At 65.8% G+C, this 14,549-nt stretch carries 18 protein-coding genes; 13 read left to right on the top strand and 5 right to left on the bottom strand.

Features of this window, described 5'->3' with window-relative positions; genetic code table 11:
- The first annotated feature begins 28 nt into the window (after window positions 1-28).
- Window positions 29-790: a phosphonate ABC transporter, permease protein PhnE gene (phnE, locus tag IVB45_RS34290; protein ID WP_247358116.1), complete on the top strand. Its 762-nt coding sequence runs from the start codon at window positions 29-31 to the stop codon at window positions 788-790.
- 97 nt (window positions 791-887) lie between these two features.
- Here phnE and phnF read toward each other — a convergent pair whose 3' ends face one another.
- Window positions 888-1,616 carry a phosphonate metabolism transcriptional regulator PhnF gene (gene phnF, locus IVB45_RS34285; RefSeq protein ID WP_247357703.1) on the bottom strand — a complete coding sequence of 243 codons (729 nt, stop codon included), beginning with the start codon at window positions 1,614-1,616 and terminating at the stop codon, window positions 888-890.
- 118 nt (window positions 1,617-1,734) lie between these two features.
- Here phnF and phnG point away from each other — a divergent pair, with 118 nt between their 5' ends.
- The 10 genes from phnG (at window position 1,735) to IVB45_RS34235 (ending at window position 9,261) form a co-directional block, all read left to right on the top strand.
- On the top strand, window positions 1,735-2,199 hold the full coding sequence (phnG, locus tag IVB45_RS34280; RefSeq protein ID WP_247357704.1) for a phosphonate C-P lyase system protein PhnG: 465 nt from the start codon (window positions 1,735-1,737) through the stop codon (window positions 2,197-2,199).
- Window positions 2,200-2,203: 4 nt separating this feature from the next.
- Window positions 2,204-2,812: a phosphonate C-P lyase system protein PhnH gene (gene phnH / locus IVB45_RS34275; RefSeq protein WP_247357705.1), complete on the top strand. Its 609-nt coding sequence runs from the start codon at window positions 2,204-2,206 to the stop codon at window positions 2,810-2,812.
- A 2-nt stretch (window positions 2,813-2,814) separates the two neighbouring features.
- On the top strand, window positions 2,815-3,918 hold the full coding sequence (locus tag IVB45_RS34270; protein WP_247357706.1) for a carbon-phosphorus lyase complex subunit PhnI: 1,104 nt from the start codon (window positions 2,815-2,817) through the stop codon (window positions 3,916-3,918).
- Window positions 3,915-4,811 carry an alpha-D-ribose 1-methylphosphonate 5-phosphate C-P-lyase PhnJ gene (locus tag IVB45_RS34265; RefSeq protein ID WP_247357707.1) on the top strand — a complete coding sequence of 299 codons (897 nt, stop codon included), beginning with the start codon at window positions 3,915-3,917 and terminating at the stop codon, window positions 4,809-4,811. Before IVB45_RS34270 ends, IVB45_RS34265 begins: the two co-directional genes overlap by 4 nt.
- Entirely contained in the window at window positions 4,804-5,601 is a 798-nt protein-coding gene (gene phnK, locus IVB45_RS34260; protein WP_247357708.1) for a phosphonate C-P lyase system protein PhnK, read from the top strand. The genes IVB45_RS34265 and phnK overlap by 8 nt, the downstream gene beginning before the upstream one ends.
- 38 nt (window positions 5,602-5,639) lie before the next feature.
- Window positions 5,640-6,338, top strand: coding sequence for a phosphonate C-P lyase system protein PhnL (gene phnL / locus IVB45_RS34255; RefSeq protein WP_247357709.1), 699 nt, complete (start codon window positions 5,640-5,642; stop codon window positions 6,336-6,338).
- Between the two features lie 11 nt (window positions 6,339-6,349).
- On the top strand, window positions 6,350-7,504 hold the full coding sequence (locus IVB45_RS34250; protein WP_247357710.1) for an alpha-D-ribose 1-methylphosphonate 5-triphosphate diphosphatase: 1,155 nt from the start codon (window positions 6,350-6,352) through the stop codon (window positions 7,502-7,504).
- Window positions 7,501-8,097 (top strand): phosphonate metabolism protein/1,5-bisphosphokinase (PRPP-forming) PhnN, encoded by a 597-nt coding sequence (phnN, locus tag IVB45_RS34245; protein ID WP_247357711.1) that lies wholly within the window; start codon window positions 7,501-7,503, stop codon window positions 8,095-8,097. The genes IVB45_RS34250 and phnN overlap by 4 nt, the downstream gene beginning before the upstream one ends.
- A gap of 22 nt (window positions 8,098-8,119) precedes the next feature.
- Complete coding sequence (locus tag IVB45_RS34240; protein ID WP_247285664.1) at window positions 8,120-8,731, top strand: pyridoxamine 5'-phosphate oxidase family protein; 612 nt, start codon at window positions 8,120-8,122, stop codon at window positions 8,729-8,731.
- Window positions 8,732-9,057: 326 nt separating this feature from the next.
- Window positions 9,058-9,261, top strand: coding sequence for a hypothetical protein (locus IVB45_RS34235; RefSeq protein ID WP_247357712.1), 204 nt, complete (start codon window positions 9,058-9,060; stop codon window positions 9,259-9,261).
- Here IVB45_RS34235 and IVB45_RS34230 read toward each other — a convergent pair whose 3' ends face one another.
- The 4 genes from IVB45_RS34230 to IVB45_RS34215 form a co-directional block, all read right to left on the bottom strand.
- On the bottom strand, window positions 9,262-9,765 hold the full coding sequence (locus IVB45_RS34230; protein WP_247357713.1) for a DUF6496 domain-containing protein: 504 nt from the start codon (window positions 9,763-9,765) through the stop codon (window positions 9,262-9,264).
- Between the two features lie 67 nt (window positions 9,766-9,832).
- Window positions 9,833-10,615, bottom strand: a complete 783-nt coding sequence (locus tag IVB45_RS34225) for an alpha/beta hydrolase (RefSeq protein WP_247357714.1) — start codon at window positions 10,613-10,615, stop codon at window positions 9,833-9,835.
- A 4-nt stretch (window positions 10,616-10,619) separates the two neighbouring features.
- The gene (locus IVB45_RS34220) at window positions 10,620-11,915 is read right to left on the bottom strand and encodes an O-acetylhomoserine aminocarboxypropyltransferase (protein ID WP_247357715.1); all 1,296 of its coding nucleotides are present in this window, start codon (window positions 11,913-11,915) and stop codon (window positions 10,620-10,622) included.
- 81 nt (window positions 11,916-11,996) lie between these two features.
- Window positions 11,997-12,797, bottom strand: coding sequence for an IclR family transcriptional regulator (locus IVB45_RS34215; protein WP_247357716.1), 801 nt, complete (start codon window positions 12,795-12,797; stop codon window positions 11,997-11,999).
- A 131-nt stretch (window positions 12,798-12,928) separates the two neighbouring features.
- On the opposite strand from IVB45_RS34215, the gene IVB45_RS34210 reads away from it, so the two are divergent.
- Window positions 12,929-13,894, top strand: coding sequence for a tripartite tricarboxylate transporter substrate binding protein (locus IVB45_RS34210; protein WP_247357717.1), 966 nt, complete (start codon window positions 12,929-12,931; stop codon window positions 13,892-13,894).
- A gap of 3 nt (window positions 13,895-13,897) precedes the next feature.
- Complete coding sequence (locus tag IVB45_RS34205; protein WP_247357718.1) at window positions 13,898-14,515, top strand: flavin reductase family protein; 618 nt, start codon at window positions 13,898-13,900, stop codon at window positions 14,513-14,515.
- Window positions 14,516-14,549 lie beyond the last annotated feature (34 nt).

The following is a 14,549-nucleotide window of genomic DNA, read 5'->3' as shown; positions in this document are numbered from 1 at the left end:
CGACCGGCCGGCCTCGGCGCGGCTCGCCATGCCGGGGATGATCGTCGCGGCGCTCGCGATCCTGATTTATGGCCTCGTCGATCTCGACTTCTCGCCCTCGCGCTTCGTCGCCGGCCTCAGCCAGCTCGGCTGGATCAGCCTGATGATGATTCCGCCGGATCCCGGCTCGTCGCTGCCGATCTATCTGAAGGCGCTGGGCGAGACGCTGTCGATCGCGCTGCTCGGCACGACGCTGGCTGCGGTGTTCGCGCTGCCGATCAGTCTTCTTGCCGCGCGTAACGTGGTGCCGTCGAGCATTTTGCGCTTCCCGATTCGACGTTTCCTGGATTCGATCCGCGGCGTCGATACGCTGATCTGGGCGCTGGTTTGGATCAACGTGGTCGGGCTCGGCCCGTTTGCCGGCGTGCTCGCCATTGCCGTGTCCGATTTCGGCGCCTTTGGAAAGCTGTTCTCGGAGGCGATCGAGGGCGCGGACCAGAAGCAGGTCGAGGGCATCCGCGCCTCCGGCGGCAGTGCGCTGCACGAGATCCGCTTCGGTCTGCTGCCGCAGGTTTTGCCCGTGATCGCCGGCCAAGTGCTCTATTTCATCGAGTCGAACACGCGTTCGGCTACCATCATCGGCATCGTCGGTGCCGGCGGTATCGGCCTCCAACTCGCCGAGCAGATCCGCGTGCTGGAATGGCAGAAGGTGTCGTTCCTGATCCTGATGATCCTGGTCGCGGTCGCCGCGATCGATTTCGTCTCGGGAAAACTGCGCTTCGCGATTATTGGGCGAAGGGCGGTGGCCTGATCACGATTTCGTAGGGTGGTAAAGCGCCGCGTGCGCACCAGTTCAATCGCAGCACTGGATGGATGGTGGGCACGGCGCAAGTGCGCCTTTGCCCACCCTACGACTCCACCAAAAATTCCACCCGCTCCGCCGCAAAGCGCGAATGCTTGGTGACCAGCGGCTTGCCGTCGAGATCGTGATCGGTGGCGTCGACCACCAGGATCGGCCGTCCCAGCGCCAGATCGAGCCGTGCGGCGTCGGTTGCGTCAACGATGCCGGCGGTGATCCGGGTCGCGCCGCGGCGATAGTCGCGGACGCCGTAATGCTCGAGCAGTTTCGTCATCGAGCGGGTCGCGGCAAAGACGTCGCCCGCACCCGGAAACAGCTGCGCCGACAGCCACGTCGTGGAGACGCAGATCGGTGTGCGGTCGGCGAGGCGCATCGCCTCGATCCGCACCAGCGGTGCACCGGTCTTGAGGCCGAGTTCCCGCGCGAGTTCGCGGGTCGCGACATCATCGGACGCCTCGATCAACCGGCCATGCGGTTCGCGGCCGTCCGCGCCGACGATCTCGGAGAAACGGGTCCGCGAGCGCAGCGGATAGGCGAGCTTCTGCGCCTCGACGTAGGTTCCGCTACCGCGTTCGGCCCGCACGATGCCGCGCTCCGCAAGCGCGGCCAGCGCGCGCCGCACGGTGTGGCGGTTGACGCGATAGATTTCGGCGATCTCCACCTCGCCCGGCAGCTTGTCGCCGGCCGCAAAGCGGCCGTCGGCGATGCCGCGCTCGATGCCGTCGGCAACGAGGCGCCACAATGCGACGCCGGAGGAAGCTGTGTCCTGCATGCTCATGTGGCCGGGAAGCTACTCCAGAAATCACGCCCTTGTCACCAAACAGTCATGGCGCTCCGCTATCAAGTTGTCTAGTATCATAGACAACTTGGATTCGGCAAGTTCTGCAGAAAAGTCGGTGGATGTGGTGACCCAGCACAACAATCAGCAAGCCCAGCGCAAGGCCGCAATGGCCGTGCTGGCGCACGCAGAGGCGGGCGAGATCGCCGCCCGCCTCCGCGCTCTCGTTTTGCCAGCGCATCAGGATCTGCGCGCGCCGGAAAACGGCCTCGTCATGCTGCGCGGCCGGGTCGGCGGCGACGGCGCGCCGTTCAACCTTGGCGAGGCCACGGTGTCGCGCGCCGCGGTGCGGCTTGCGAGCGGCGAGGTCGGCTTCGGTTACACGCTCGGTCGCGACGGCGAGAAGGCGCGGCTGATCGCGCTGTGCGATGCGCTGGTGCAGTCCAGCGATTTCGGCGGCGCGGTGGAGCGGGACATTATCGCGCCGTTGCGTGAGCAGCTGATGGCCAAGCGCAAACAGGTGGCGGCCGAGACCGCCGCGACGAAGGTTGATTTCTACACCATGGTGCGCGGTGAGGGGTGAGATCATGACCACGATTGCGGAACTGCCGCCGGGGTTCGCCGACAAGGTGCTGTCGGCGCAATCGACCTTTCGCTCGGTCATGGACGCGATGGCGCGGCCGGGATCGGTCCAGCGCATCGTGCCGACATCAGGAGCGCCTCAAACGATGATGCGCGGCACGGCCGCGATCGCGCTGACGCTGTTCGACCACGACACGCCGCTCTGGCTCGATGCGCGCATGTCGGAAAGCACCGACGTGACAAAATGGCTGAAGTTCCACACCGGCGCACCGGTGGTGCAGGATCCCTCGATCGCCAGCTTCGCGCTGATCGGCGACGGCGGAGTGCTGTCTTCGCTCGAGCGCTTCGCGCTCGGCACCAGCGAATATCCGGATCGCTCGACCACATTGATCGTCCAGGTCGATAGCCTTGACGCCGGACGCAGCTTCGAGCTGCGCGGCCCCGGCATCGACGGTGTCGCCACGCTCAAGGCCTCGATCAAGCCGTTCGACCTGTTCGAGCGACTTCGTATTAATGAGGCGCTGTTTCCGCGCGGCGTCGATGTGGTGCTGGTGGCCGATGACGCCGTGGTTGCGATCCCGCGCACCACGCGTGTCGTGAGCAAGGGAAGCTAAGCATGTATGTCGCAGTCAAAGGCGGCGAACGCGCCATCGAGAACGCCCATCGCCTGCTCGCCAGTGCGCGGCGCGGCGATCAAAGCGTGCCGGAAATTTCCCTCGACCAGATCTCGGAGCAGCTTGGTCTCGCCGTGGACCGCGTCATGAGCGAAGGCTCGCTCTATGACCGCGAGCTCGCGGCGCTCGCCATCAAGCAGGCGCGCGGCGATCTGATCGAGGCGATCTTCCTGGTCCGTGCCTTCCGCGCCACGCTGCCGCGCTTCGGCGCCAGCGAGCCGGTCGAGACCGGCGCGATGCGGGTGCAGCGGCGGGTGTCCTCGACCTTCAAGGACATTCCCGGCGGCCAGATTCTCGGGCCGACCTTCGACTATACCCACCGTCTGCTCGATCCCTCGCTCGCCGAAGGCTTCGTGCCGGAAGCGCCGGCGACGGCCGAAGCATCGACAGTGCCCACCCCGCGGGTGACGGATATCCTCGGCCGCGACGGGCTGATCGAATCCTCGCCTCAAGCGGAAGAGGGCGCCAGCGTCGGCGACCTCACCCGCGAGCCGCTGAACTTTCCGGCGGATCGTGACCTGCGCCTGCAAAATCTCGCGCGTGGCGACGAAGGGTTCTTGCTGGCGATGGGCTATTCCACCCAGCGCGGCTACGGCCGCAACCATCCCTTCGCCGGCGAGATTCGCTTCGGCGAGGTCGATGTCGAATTTTCGGCGGAAGACGCCGGCTTCGCCGTTCCGCTCGGCTCGATCGAGCTCACCGAATGTCAGATGGTCAACCAGTTCAAGGGCTCCGCGACCGAAGCGCCGTGCTTCACGCGCGGTTATGGCCTCGCCTTCGGCCAGAGCGAACGCAAGACCATGTCGATGGCGCTGGTCGACCGCGCGTTGCGTGCGCGCGAGCTCGGCGAAGAGGCACTCGCCCCTGCGCAAGACGAAGAATTCGTGATGTCGCATTCGGACAACGTCCAGGCGACCGGCTTCGTCGAGCATCTGAAGCTGCCGCATTATGTCGACTTCCAGTCCGAGCTCGGCCTGTTGCGCAAGCTGCGCAAGGAATTCACTGAAGCCAATGCGCCCGACGCCATGAAGGAGGCCGCGGAATGAACGCGCCCACCTACAATTTCGCCTATCTCGACGAACAGACCAAACGGATGATCCGCCGCGCGATCCTGAAGGCGATCGCGATCCCCGGCTATCAGGTGCCGTTCGCCAGCCGTGAAATGCCGATGCCCTACGGCTGGGGCACCGGCGGCGTCCAGGTCACTGCGGCGATCCTCGGGCCCGAGGACGTGCTGAAAGTGATCGACCAGGGCTCCGACGACACCACCAACGCGATCTCGATCCGCAAATTCTTCGCCAAGACCGCCGGCGTCGCCACGACGACCGCGACTGAAGATGCGACCGTGATCCAGACCCGGCACCGCATCCCGGAGACGGCGCTGCACGCAAATCAGGTGCTGGTCTATCAGGTGCCGATCCCGGAGCCGCTGCGCTTCCTCGAGCCGCGGGAGACCGAGACGCGGCGCATGCATGCGCTCGCCGAATACGGCTTGATGCATGTGAAGCTCTATGAGGATATCGCTCGCTTCGGCCACATCGCGACCGCTTACGCCTATCCGGTGAAGGTCAACGCGCGCTACGTGATGGACCCGTCGCCGACGCCGAAATTCGACAATCCCAAGATGGACAATTGCCCGGCGCTGCAATTGTTCGGCGCCGGCCGCGAGAAGCGCATCTATGCGATCCCGCCCCATACGCAAGTCGTGTCGCTCGACTTCGAGGACCATCCCTTCGAGCCGTATCGCTTCAACGCGCCTTGCGCGCTGTGCGCCGCGGAAAATTCCTATCTCGACGAGATCGTCACCGACGACAAGGGCGGGCGCATGTTCGTCTGCTCCGACACCGATTATTGCGAGGGCCGCCAGGCCGCCGGCCATCACGGCAGCCTCAGCGCCGCGCCGTACAAGGACAAGGCGCAGGAGGCATCCAATGGCTGATCAACACATGCTCGAGAACGACGAGCCGCTGCTGGTCGCAAAATCCCTCAGCAAGTCCTACGGCCGGATCGCGGCGTGCCGCGACGTGTCCTTTGCACTCTATCCCGGTGAGGTGCTGGCAATCGTCGGCGAATCCGGCTCGGGCAAATCGACGCTGCTCCAGCTCCTGTCGGGTCAGCTCGCGGCCAGCGGTGGGCACGTCTCCTATCGGATGCGCGACGGCGCCACCCGCGATCTCGCTACGCTGGGCGAGGCCGAGCGGCGCTTCCTGTTCCGCACCGATTGGGGCTTCGTCCACCAGGATCCCGCGCAGGGCCTGCGCATGGCGGTCTCGGCCGGCGCCAATGTCGGCGAGCGGCTGATGGCGGTGGGTTGGAACCATTACGGCCGCATTCGCGATACCGCCTCGGACTGGCTGACCCGTGTCGAGATCGACATCGCACGCATCGACGATGCGCCGCGGACCTATTCCGGCGGCATGCGCCAGCGTCTCCAGATCGCCCGCAACCTCGTCACCGAGCCGCGGCTGGTGTTCATGGACGAGCCGACCGGCGGCCTCGATGTTTCCGTTCAGGCCCGCCTGCTCGACCTCGTGCGCAGCCTGGTCGCCGAGCTGCACCTCGCGGTCATCATCGTCACCCATGATCTCGCGGTCGCGCGCCTGCTGTCGCACCGCGTGATGGTGATGAAGGGCGGCCGCGTCATCGAGACCGGCCTCACCGACCAGGTGCTCGACGATCCCCGCGAGTCCTACACTCAACTCCTCGTCTCCTCGATCCTGCCGCCATGAGCCTTCAACGCCATGAGCCTTGCGAGAAGAGTTTTCCAATGACCGCCATGATCGACATCGCCGACGCCAACAAGACTTTTACGATGCACCTGCAGGGCGGCATCGAATTGCCTGTCGTCAGCGGCGTGACCTTCCACGTCGACCCCGGCGAATGCGTCGTGCTGTCTGGGCCATCAGGCGCCGGAAAATCGTCGATCCTGAAGATGATCTTCGGCAATTATCGCTGCGACTCCGGCCGCATCGGCATCCGCCATCGCGGCGCGCTGGTCGATCTTGCCACCGCCGAGCCGCGGCAGGTCCTCAACATCCGCCGCGCGACCATCGGCTATGTCAGCCAGTTCCTTCGCGCGGTGCCGCGGGTTGCGACCGTCGACGTCGTCGCGGAGCCGCTGATCGTCAACGGCGTGGCGCGCGCGGAGGCGCAGGCCCGTGCTGGTGAACTGTTGCATAGGCTCAACATCCCCGAGCGACTCTGGCAGCTTCCGCCGGCGACCTTCTCCGGCGGCGAGCAGCAGCGCGTCAACATCGCGCGCGGCTTCATCTCGGACCTGCCGATCCTGCTGCTCGACGAGCCCACCGCCTCGCTCGACGCAGCCAACCGCGCCGTCGTGGTCGGGCTGGTCGCCGAAAAGAAGCGCCAGGGCGTCGCCATGGTTGCCATTGTCCATGACGACGAAATCCGTCATCAGATTGCCGACCGCATCGTCGACGTTACCAACTTCGCCGCCGCGGCCTGAAGGAAATGGACATGAACGCCAAGAAGGACATCGTGATCGCCAACGCCAGGATCGTGCTGGCGGAACGGGTGATCGAGCAGGGCTGGCTTGCTCTCGCCGATGGACGTATTGCCGAGATCGGGGAGGGCAGGGTGCCTGCGGGGGCAGAGGATGCCGGCGGCGATCTGATCATGCCCGGCTTGATCGAGCTCCACACCGACCATCTCGAAGCGCATTACGTGCCGCGGCCGAAAGTGTTCTGGAATCCGGTCGCCGCCGTCGTCTCCTACGACGGCCAGCTCGCGACATCGGGCATCACCACGGTGTTCGACTCGCTCCGGGTCTGGCGCGAGGACGGCGCCGAGGAAGTCGACGGACGCGCCGGCACGCTCGCAGCCGCCATCACGACCGCGCGCGATGCCGACCTGCTGCGCGCCGATCACTTCCTGCATCTGCGCTGCGAAATCCCGATGCCGAGCGTGGTCGAGGAGGCCAGGGAGCTGATCGACCGTCCCGACGTGCGGCTGATGTCGCTGATGGACCACACCCCCGGCCAGCGCCAGTTCCGCGACGAAGGCAAGCTGCGCGACTATTACCGCGGCAAGGGCGGCGGCAAGACCGACGCCCAACTCGACGAACTGTTCGCGAAGCGTTTCGAGTATCAGAAGGCCTATGCCGCGACCAACATGCGCGAGATCGTGGCGCTGGCACACAAGTACAAGATCCCGCTGGCGAGCCATGACGATACCACCGAGGAGAACGTCGTGGACGCCGTGCGCGATGGGGTTTCGGTCGCGGAATTCCCGACCACGCTGGAGGCCGCGCGCGGCCTGCACGAGGCCGGCATCGACATCCTGATGGGCGCGCCGAACGTCGTGCGCGGTGGCTCGCATTCCGGCAACATCGCCGCGGTCGATCTCGCTCGCGAAGGCCTGCTCGATATCCTGTCGTCGGATTACATCCCCTCGAGCCTCCTGATGGCCGCGCTGCATTTGCCCGAGCATGTGCCCGCCATCAGCCTTGCGGCGGCGATCCGCACGGTGACGAAGGCGCCCGCCGAGGCGGTCGGCCTGTCCGACCGCGGTGAAATTGCCGTCGGCAAGCGTGCCGATCTGATCCGCGTGCATGTTGCCGGCAGCGTCCCCGCGGTCCGCAGCGTCTGGCGCGAAGGGAGCCGCGTGGCATGAGCGAGACCGTCACCATGGCGGGAGCGCAGACGGGCGCGATCGGCCCTGGCCGGCTCGTGCTCGTGGTCGGTCCCAGCGGTGCCGGCAAGGACACGCTGCTGCGGCTGGCGCGGGCGGCGTGCATCGAGGACCACGACATCGTCTTTCCGCGCCGTGTCGTGACCCGCGAATCCTCGGCCGACGAAGACAATGTCGCGGTGAACCCTGACGAGTTCCGCCGCGCGCTCGAGCGTGGGGATTTCGCCGTGCAATGGGAAGCGCATGGGCATTGCTACGCGCTGCCGCGCAACCTCAACGACGATATTCGTTCCGGACGCGCCGTCGTGGCCAATGTGTCGCGCACGGTGATCGGCGCGTTACGCAAAGCTTACGCCAACGTCGTGGTGGTCGCGATCACGGCGCCGCCGGATGTGTTGGCGCAGCGGCTTGCCGCACGCGCCCGGAACAGTGACGGCAATATCACGGAACGGCTGACGCGCAGCGTCGAGGACGCATCGGCGCAGGCCGACGTCACCATCCTCAACGCGGGCGGCGCAGAGTATCACGGCCACCAGCTTCTGCGCGTGATCAAGAACCAGGGCTGGCACGAATAGCCCGCGCAACAAGGAGACTGGAATGTCGGTGATTGAAACGGTCGAGCAGCTCGAGGCCATCTACGGCGTCACCAACGACGCCTCGACCGTGAAAGTCGCCGACCACGTCACCCCGCTCTATCGCGTCTTCATCGAAAAGGCGCCGTTCGCCGCGCTCGCCACCATCGGACCCGAGGGGATCGACTGCTCGCCGCGGGGCGATCTCTCCGGCTTCGTCCGCATTCATGACCCGAAGACGCTGATGCTGCCGGATCGCCGCGGCAATAACCGGGTCGATTCCTTGCGCAACATCGTGCGCGATCCCAGGGTGTCCCTGATGTTCCTGATCCCCGGCTCCGGCAATGCGGTCCGGGCCAATGGCCGGGCGCATCTTTCGATCGATCCCGAGCTGCTGGCCTCGTTCAAGGTCGAAAGCAAGGCGCCGCGCAGTGTCATGGTGATGACGGTCGACGAGATCTACTTCCAGTGCGCCCGCGCCATCGTCCGCTCCGATCTCTGGAATCCCGACAAGCGCATCGACCCCAAGACGCTGCCGACGCCCGGCCAGATCCTCGCCGAGATGAGCGAGAACAAGGTCGGCGGCGCGGAATATGATCGCGCCTGGCCCGAGCGGGCGGCCGCGACGATGTGGTGATGCGTCTTCCCTTCTCCCGCAAGAGAAGAACTCATCGCGAGATGAATTCGTTTGCCTGCGCTCGCGCCCGGAGAAGTGCCGATGCGCGCCGGTGGCAATTATGGATGGCCATTTCATTGACCGATCGCGCTAAACGCTCGATATTCCAGGCATCGACACTGCTCCTCGAGCCGAAGCCGCGATATGAGAACCGATCACCAGCGCAGTAACAATGACATGCATGCGTGCATGACGCCGCGCTGTTTCTCAGCGGCCACCGGCGCCTGTTGTTGTTGCTGACCGCCGTCTTCTAGCAGCAACGCCGAGACCCCGGTGGACGAGCAGTCATGTCCAAAATTCAATCGAATGCCTACATCATCGAAATCCACGACCGCGCCGCCGGCATCGTCACGAAGGATACGCGCGGCTTCCGCTTCTTCTCCTCCGAGCGTCTGTTCGACAGCCTCGAAGGCCGGCAGTTCCGCTCGGCGCGCGAGGCCGAGCGCGCCGCACGCGCGGTGTTCTCCGAGCGGAGCCGGCGCGCGGATTGATCAGCTCCGGCGGCGCGCCCTGGTGCGCGCCGCCTTCTTCGCGGCGGTGGAGCGGGCCTTGGCACCCTTGGTGCGGCTTGCCTTGCGCGCGGTGGCTGAACGCGACGCGGCCGATCGCTGGCTCGCGGCACGCTTGCCCTGTTTCGACAGTGCGCTGCGCGATGCGGTCGAGCGCGGCTCTTTTTTCAAAACCTTCTCGACGGCCCGCGACACGCGCGGCCGGCGCTTCGCCGTGCGCTTGCCCTGACCGACCTCATAGGCATATTTGGCGCTGCGACGCGTCGCCTTCTTGACGCGTCCCTTGCGCGGCGGCGGAAGATCGACGCCGGCGCGGCGCGCCTCGGACAGACCGATTGCGATGGCCTGTTTCGTCGAGCGCGCGCCATGCTTGCCCTTGCGGATCTTGTCGATCTGGTCCTTGACGAATTCGCCGGCCTGCGTGCTTGCCGATTTTCCGGCACGCTTGTCTTGCCTGGCTTTGCGAATGACTTCCTGTCTTGGCATGGTCCAGTTCCCTCTGCAATTCACAGGGATGTCTGACCGCAACGCGCAAGACGGACGATTGATCCTGTCAGTTCCGTAGCGCAACGAGCAATTCATCCGGGCGTTCGGCCATGATCATGTGGCCGGCGCCCGGCACCACGACGGTCTTCGCATGCGGGATCGCCGCGGCAAGTGCCTTGCCGGCCTTCACCGGAGTCATCATGTCCCGCTCGCCGAGGATGAGCGTCGTGGGCACCGTCACGCTCGCGGCTGCTTGAAGCGCATTCGCGTAAGCATTGCAGGCTGATAAATCCCTGAACAGCACGCCCGGCTCGCAATGCTTCAACACGGCCTGCGCGCCGCCATGCATCCACAGGCCCGGCGCGAGGCTGCCGCCGAGCTCGGCGTTGAAGCCGAGGCCCCAGATCGAGACCATGTCGTTTGCATCCTGCGAATTGGCTTCGGCCGCCTTGAGCAGATCCGGGCCGACCGTCATGGTCGCGGCCGTGCCGATCAGGCTGAGCGCGGACACCTTGTCGGGGTGACGTGCGGCCGTCTCCAGCGAGATCAGCGATCCCATGGAATGGCCGATCAGATGCGCTTTCGTAACTCCGGCCGCATCGAGCAGGGCCGCCGTCCAGTCGGCCATCTCGGCGATGCTGCCGAGCGAAGGTCCGGGGGAGCGGCCGTGACCGGGCAGATCAGGGGCCAGCACGCCAAAGCGGTGATGGGCGAACCAGCGCGTGTGCAGCGCCCAGGTCGAATGATCGAAGCCGGCGCCATGGAGGAAGACGACCGCGGGCAGGGCCTTGTCGAAGTCGCGGCCGCCGGTTGCGACCAGCACCTCGGCGCGGTTGACGGAGAGCTTCATGGTGTCAGACCTTTTGCGAGATGCGCAGCGCCTGCGCGAGATCGTCGATGATGTCGCTTGCGGTCTCGATGCCGACCGAGAGCCGCACCAGCTCCTCGCCGATGCCGGAGGCCTTGAGCTGCTCGGCGTCCATCTGCTGATGCGTGGTCGAGGCCGGGTGGATCACCAGCGTCTTGGCGTCACCGACATTGGCGAGATGACTGATCATGCGCAGCGATTCGATGAACTTGCGCCCCGCGGGCCGGCCGCCCTTGATGCCGAAGGAGACGATCGAGCCGGCGCCGCGCGGCAGCAGCGTCTTTGCGAGCTGGTAGTCCGTGTGGTCCTCGAGCGAGGGATGCAGCACCCAATCCACGGCCTTGTTGGCTTTCAGCGCTTCCAGCACGAGGTGCGTGTTCTGGATGTGGCGGTCCATGCGCACGCCGAGCGTCTCGACGCCCTGCAACAGCTGAAACGCGTTGGTCGGCGACAGGCAGGCGCCGAAATCGCGCAGGCCTTCGGTGCGCGCGCGCATGATGAAGGCGGCGGTGCCGAACTGCTCGTCGAAGACGATGCCGTGATAGCCGCCATAGGGCTCGGTCAGCACGCCGAACTTCCCCGACGCGCGCCAGTCGAAACGGCCGCCGTCGACGATGGCGCCGCCGATCGCGATGCCGTGGCCGCCGATCCATTTGGTTGCCGAATGCATGACGATGTCGGCGCCGAGCTCGATCGGACGGCTGAGATAGGGCGTGGCAAAAGTGTTGTCGATCAGCAGCGGAATCTTCGCGTCATGCGCGATCGCCGCGACCTTCGGAATGTCCAGCACCTCCAGCCCGGGATTGCCGATGGTCTCGCCGATCACCAGCTTCGTGTTCGGCTTGATCGCCGCGCGGAAGGCGTCGAGATCGCGCGGTTTCACGAACGTTGTGGCGATGCCGAAGCGCGGCAGCGTGTGCGCCAGCAAATTGATGGTGCCGCCATAGAGCGAGCTCGACGCGACGATATGGTCGCCGGCGTTCAGGAGCGTCGCGATGGCGAGATGCAGCGCGGCCATGCCGCTCGCGGTGCAGATCGCGCCGACGCCGCCTTCCAGCGCCGCAAGCCGTTCCTCGAGCACACCCGTAGTCGGATTGGAGATGCGCGTGTAGATGTGGCCGGCGCGCTCGAGGTTGAACAGCGCGGCGGCGTGATCGGAATCCTGGAACACGTAGGACGTGGTCTGGTAGATCGGCACGGCGCGGGCGCCGGTCGTGGGATCCGGATGCTGGCCCGCATGCAGGCTCAGGGTCTCGAAGGCGGGCGGTTTTGGCGCGGGCATGCGTGGCCTCGTTGCTCGGTCGGCGGAGGCGGCTCTTGTGCCACAAAAAGGCGCGCTGCGTCAGCCCATTGACAGCGGCGCCTAGCCGCGAATGGCCTGCTCGATGATGCGCGCTTCCCGCAGCAAGATCTCCGCGACCTCCTGTTCGCGGCGCGGGCCGAGCCTCGTCCGAACGGCGGAGACGGTCATCGCGGCAGCGGGGCGGCCGTCGGGCGTCTTGATCCAGGTCGAGATCGATTTCGTGCCCTGCACGAGACCAATTTCCCTCATGCCGTATCCCAGCCGTCTTGCGGCGGTGACCTGGCCCAGCACCGTCGCAGCGTCGGTGCGGTAGGCCTCCAGCCTCTTCTCGTTGGCCGCGACGATTTTTCGCGCGTCCTGCGCCGGCATCGCGGCGAGGATGGCGACGCCCGCGCTGGAGACGCCGAGCGGTCGGCGCGCGCCGACCTCGATGGACAGCACCTGGATCGGATAGACACCGATCCTGCGATCGACGCACAGCGTGTCGTTGCCGGTCCGCACCGTCAGGAACAGCGTGTCGCCGATCTCGGTCGAGGCGCGTTGCAGCGACGGATTTGCGGCGATCAGCAGCCGCGACGGCCGGGCCCGTGCGAGTGCGAGCTCCGGCACCTGATTGCCGATCGCGTAGCGGCCGGTCCGGTCATGCCGTTCGACGATGCCTTCCTCGATCAGCACGTGGACGATGCGGTGCACGGTCGGGCGGGTGAGGCCGGTCGCCCGCACCACCTCGGCCAGTGGCACGCCGTCTTCGCGGCCTGCGGCGAGAATGCGCAGCACCGCCAGCGCGCGCCGGATCGCCTGCGCGCCCTGTCGCGGTTCTGTCATGCGGCGGGCGGATTTCGCGGAAGTCGTCTTGTCCATAATATGGACAAGAACGCCACAATTCACTCGACAGGTAAAGCGCGCATCTGGAGATTGCGCTCCGAATCGAGATGCCGTGTACGACGTCAGGCAAATCGACGTAAAATTGGAAGCGCCGCCGGGAGGTTAACATGAGATTAATCTGGATTGCCATAGCTGCCGCAGCGGCGATGTTGACGGGACCGGCGTCGGGCCAGCAATGGCCGTTGCGCAACGTCAAGCTGATCGTGCCCTATCCGGCCGGCGGCAATGTCGACAGCGCCGCGCGCATCATCGCCGACAAGCTTCAGGAAAAGCTCGGCCAGCCCTTCATCATCGAGAACAAGGCGGGTGCCGGCGGCATGATCGCGGGCGAGGCCTTCGCGAAATCCGCGCCCGATGGCTACACGCTGTTCGTCGGCGCCAACGGTCCGGTGCTGTTCGCAACCGAAATCAACAAGCGCGACGCCTACAATTGGAAGAAGGACTTCCTGCCGATCACGACGATCTCGATGACGCCCCTGGTGCTCGAGGTGCATCCGTCGGTGCAGGCGACGAATTTCAAGGAATTCATCGACCTCGCCAAGCGCGAGCCGGGCAAGCTGACGATGGCCTCGCCCGGTCCCGGCACCACCAACCATCTGCTCAGCGAGCTGATGCAGTCCAGCCTCGACCTGCAATGGGTGACCGCGCACTATCGTGGCAATGCGCCCGCGGTCAACGATCTCCTGGGCGGGCAGGTGCAGTTCGCGTTCGACCAGCTCACGGTCAGCCTGCAGCACATCAAGGCCGGCCTGTTCCGGGCGCTGGCCGTCACCAGCCCGCACCGCCTGAAGTCGCTGCCCGACGTGCCGACCTTCGCCGAGCTTGGTTACAAGGATTTTGACGGCCAGACCTTCACCGGCCTGTTCGCGCCGGCAGGCACGCCGGCGTTCGTGATCGACAAGCTGCACGAGGCGCTGACCGCGATTCTGAAGGATCCCGCCGTGGTCGACAAGTTCGAGAAGCTCGGCGGGGAAGCCGTCGCGATGACGCCCGACGAATTCAAGGCTTATCTCGCGCGCGAGGACGCCAAATGGATTCCGATCGTGCGCAAGGCCAACATCAAGGCGGATTGATCGATGCGGATCGACCCCACCGAGCTCGGCGCCGAGCGCATCTACCGGCTGATGACCGGCATCGTGGTGCCGCGTCCGATCGCCTGGGTGACGAGCCTGTCGCGCGCGGGCGTGCTCAACCTCGCGCCGTTCAGCGCCTTCACCTTCGTTTCGCAGAAACCGCCGATGTTGGCCATCAGCGTCGGCCGCAAGGGCGCGGACTACAAGGACACCGCGCACAACATCCTCGACACCGAGGAATACGTCATCCACATCGCCGACACCCCGCTGATGCAGGCCGTGCACGACTCATCGGTCGAGCATCCGCCTGAGATCAGCGAGGTCGCGGAGCTTGGCCTTGAGACGATCGCGAGCGAGCGCATCAAGGTGCCGCGTCTTGGCATTGCACCCGTCGCGATGGAATGCCGCTTCCGGCAGTGCCTCGAATTCGGCGATGCCCGCAGCCGCCTCATCGTCGGCGAAGTCGTGATGTTCCACCTGCGCGACGGCCTCGTGAACGACGGCAAGGTCGAGACTGCGGCACTCGATCCGATCGCGCGCATCGGCGGGCCGCGTTACGCCCGACTCGGCGAGCTCGTGACGCTGCGTGGCGTGTTCCAGACTCCCAAATCGAAAGACTGAACGCGCTGCCCCGGCCGCACCTCAAGACCATTGG

Source organism: Bradyrhizobium sp. 4 (genome assembly GCF_023100905.1).
Lineage (GTDB): Bacteria > Pseudomonadota > Alphaproteobacteria > Rhizobiales > Xanthobacteraceae > Bradyrhizobium.
This window is presented reverse-complemented; position numbering and strand designations above follow the sequence as displayed.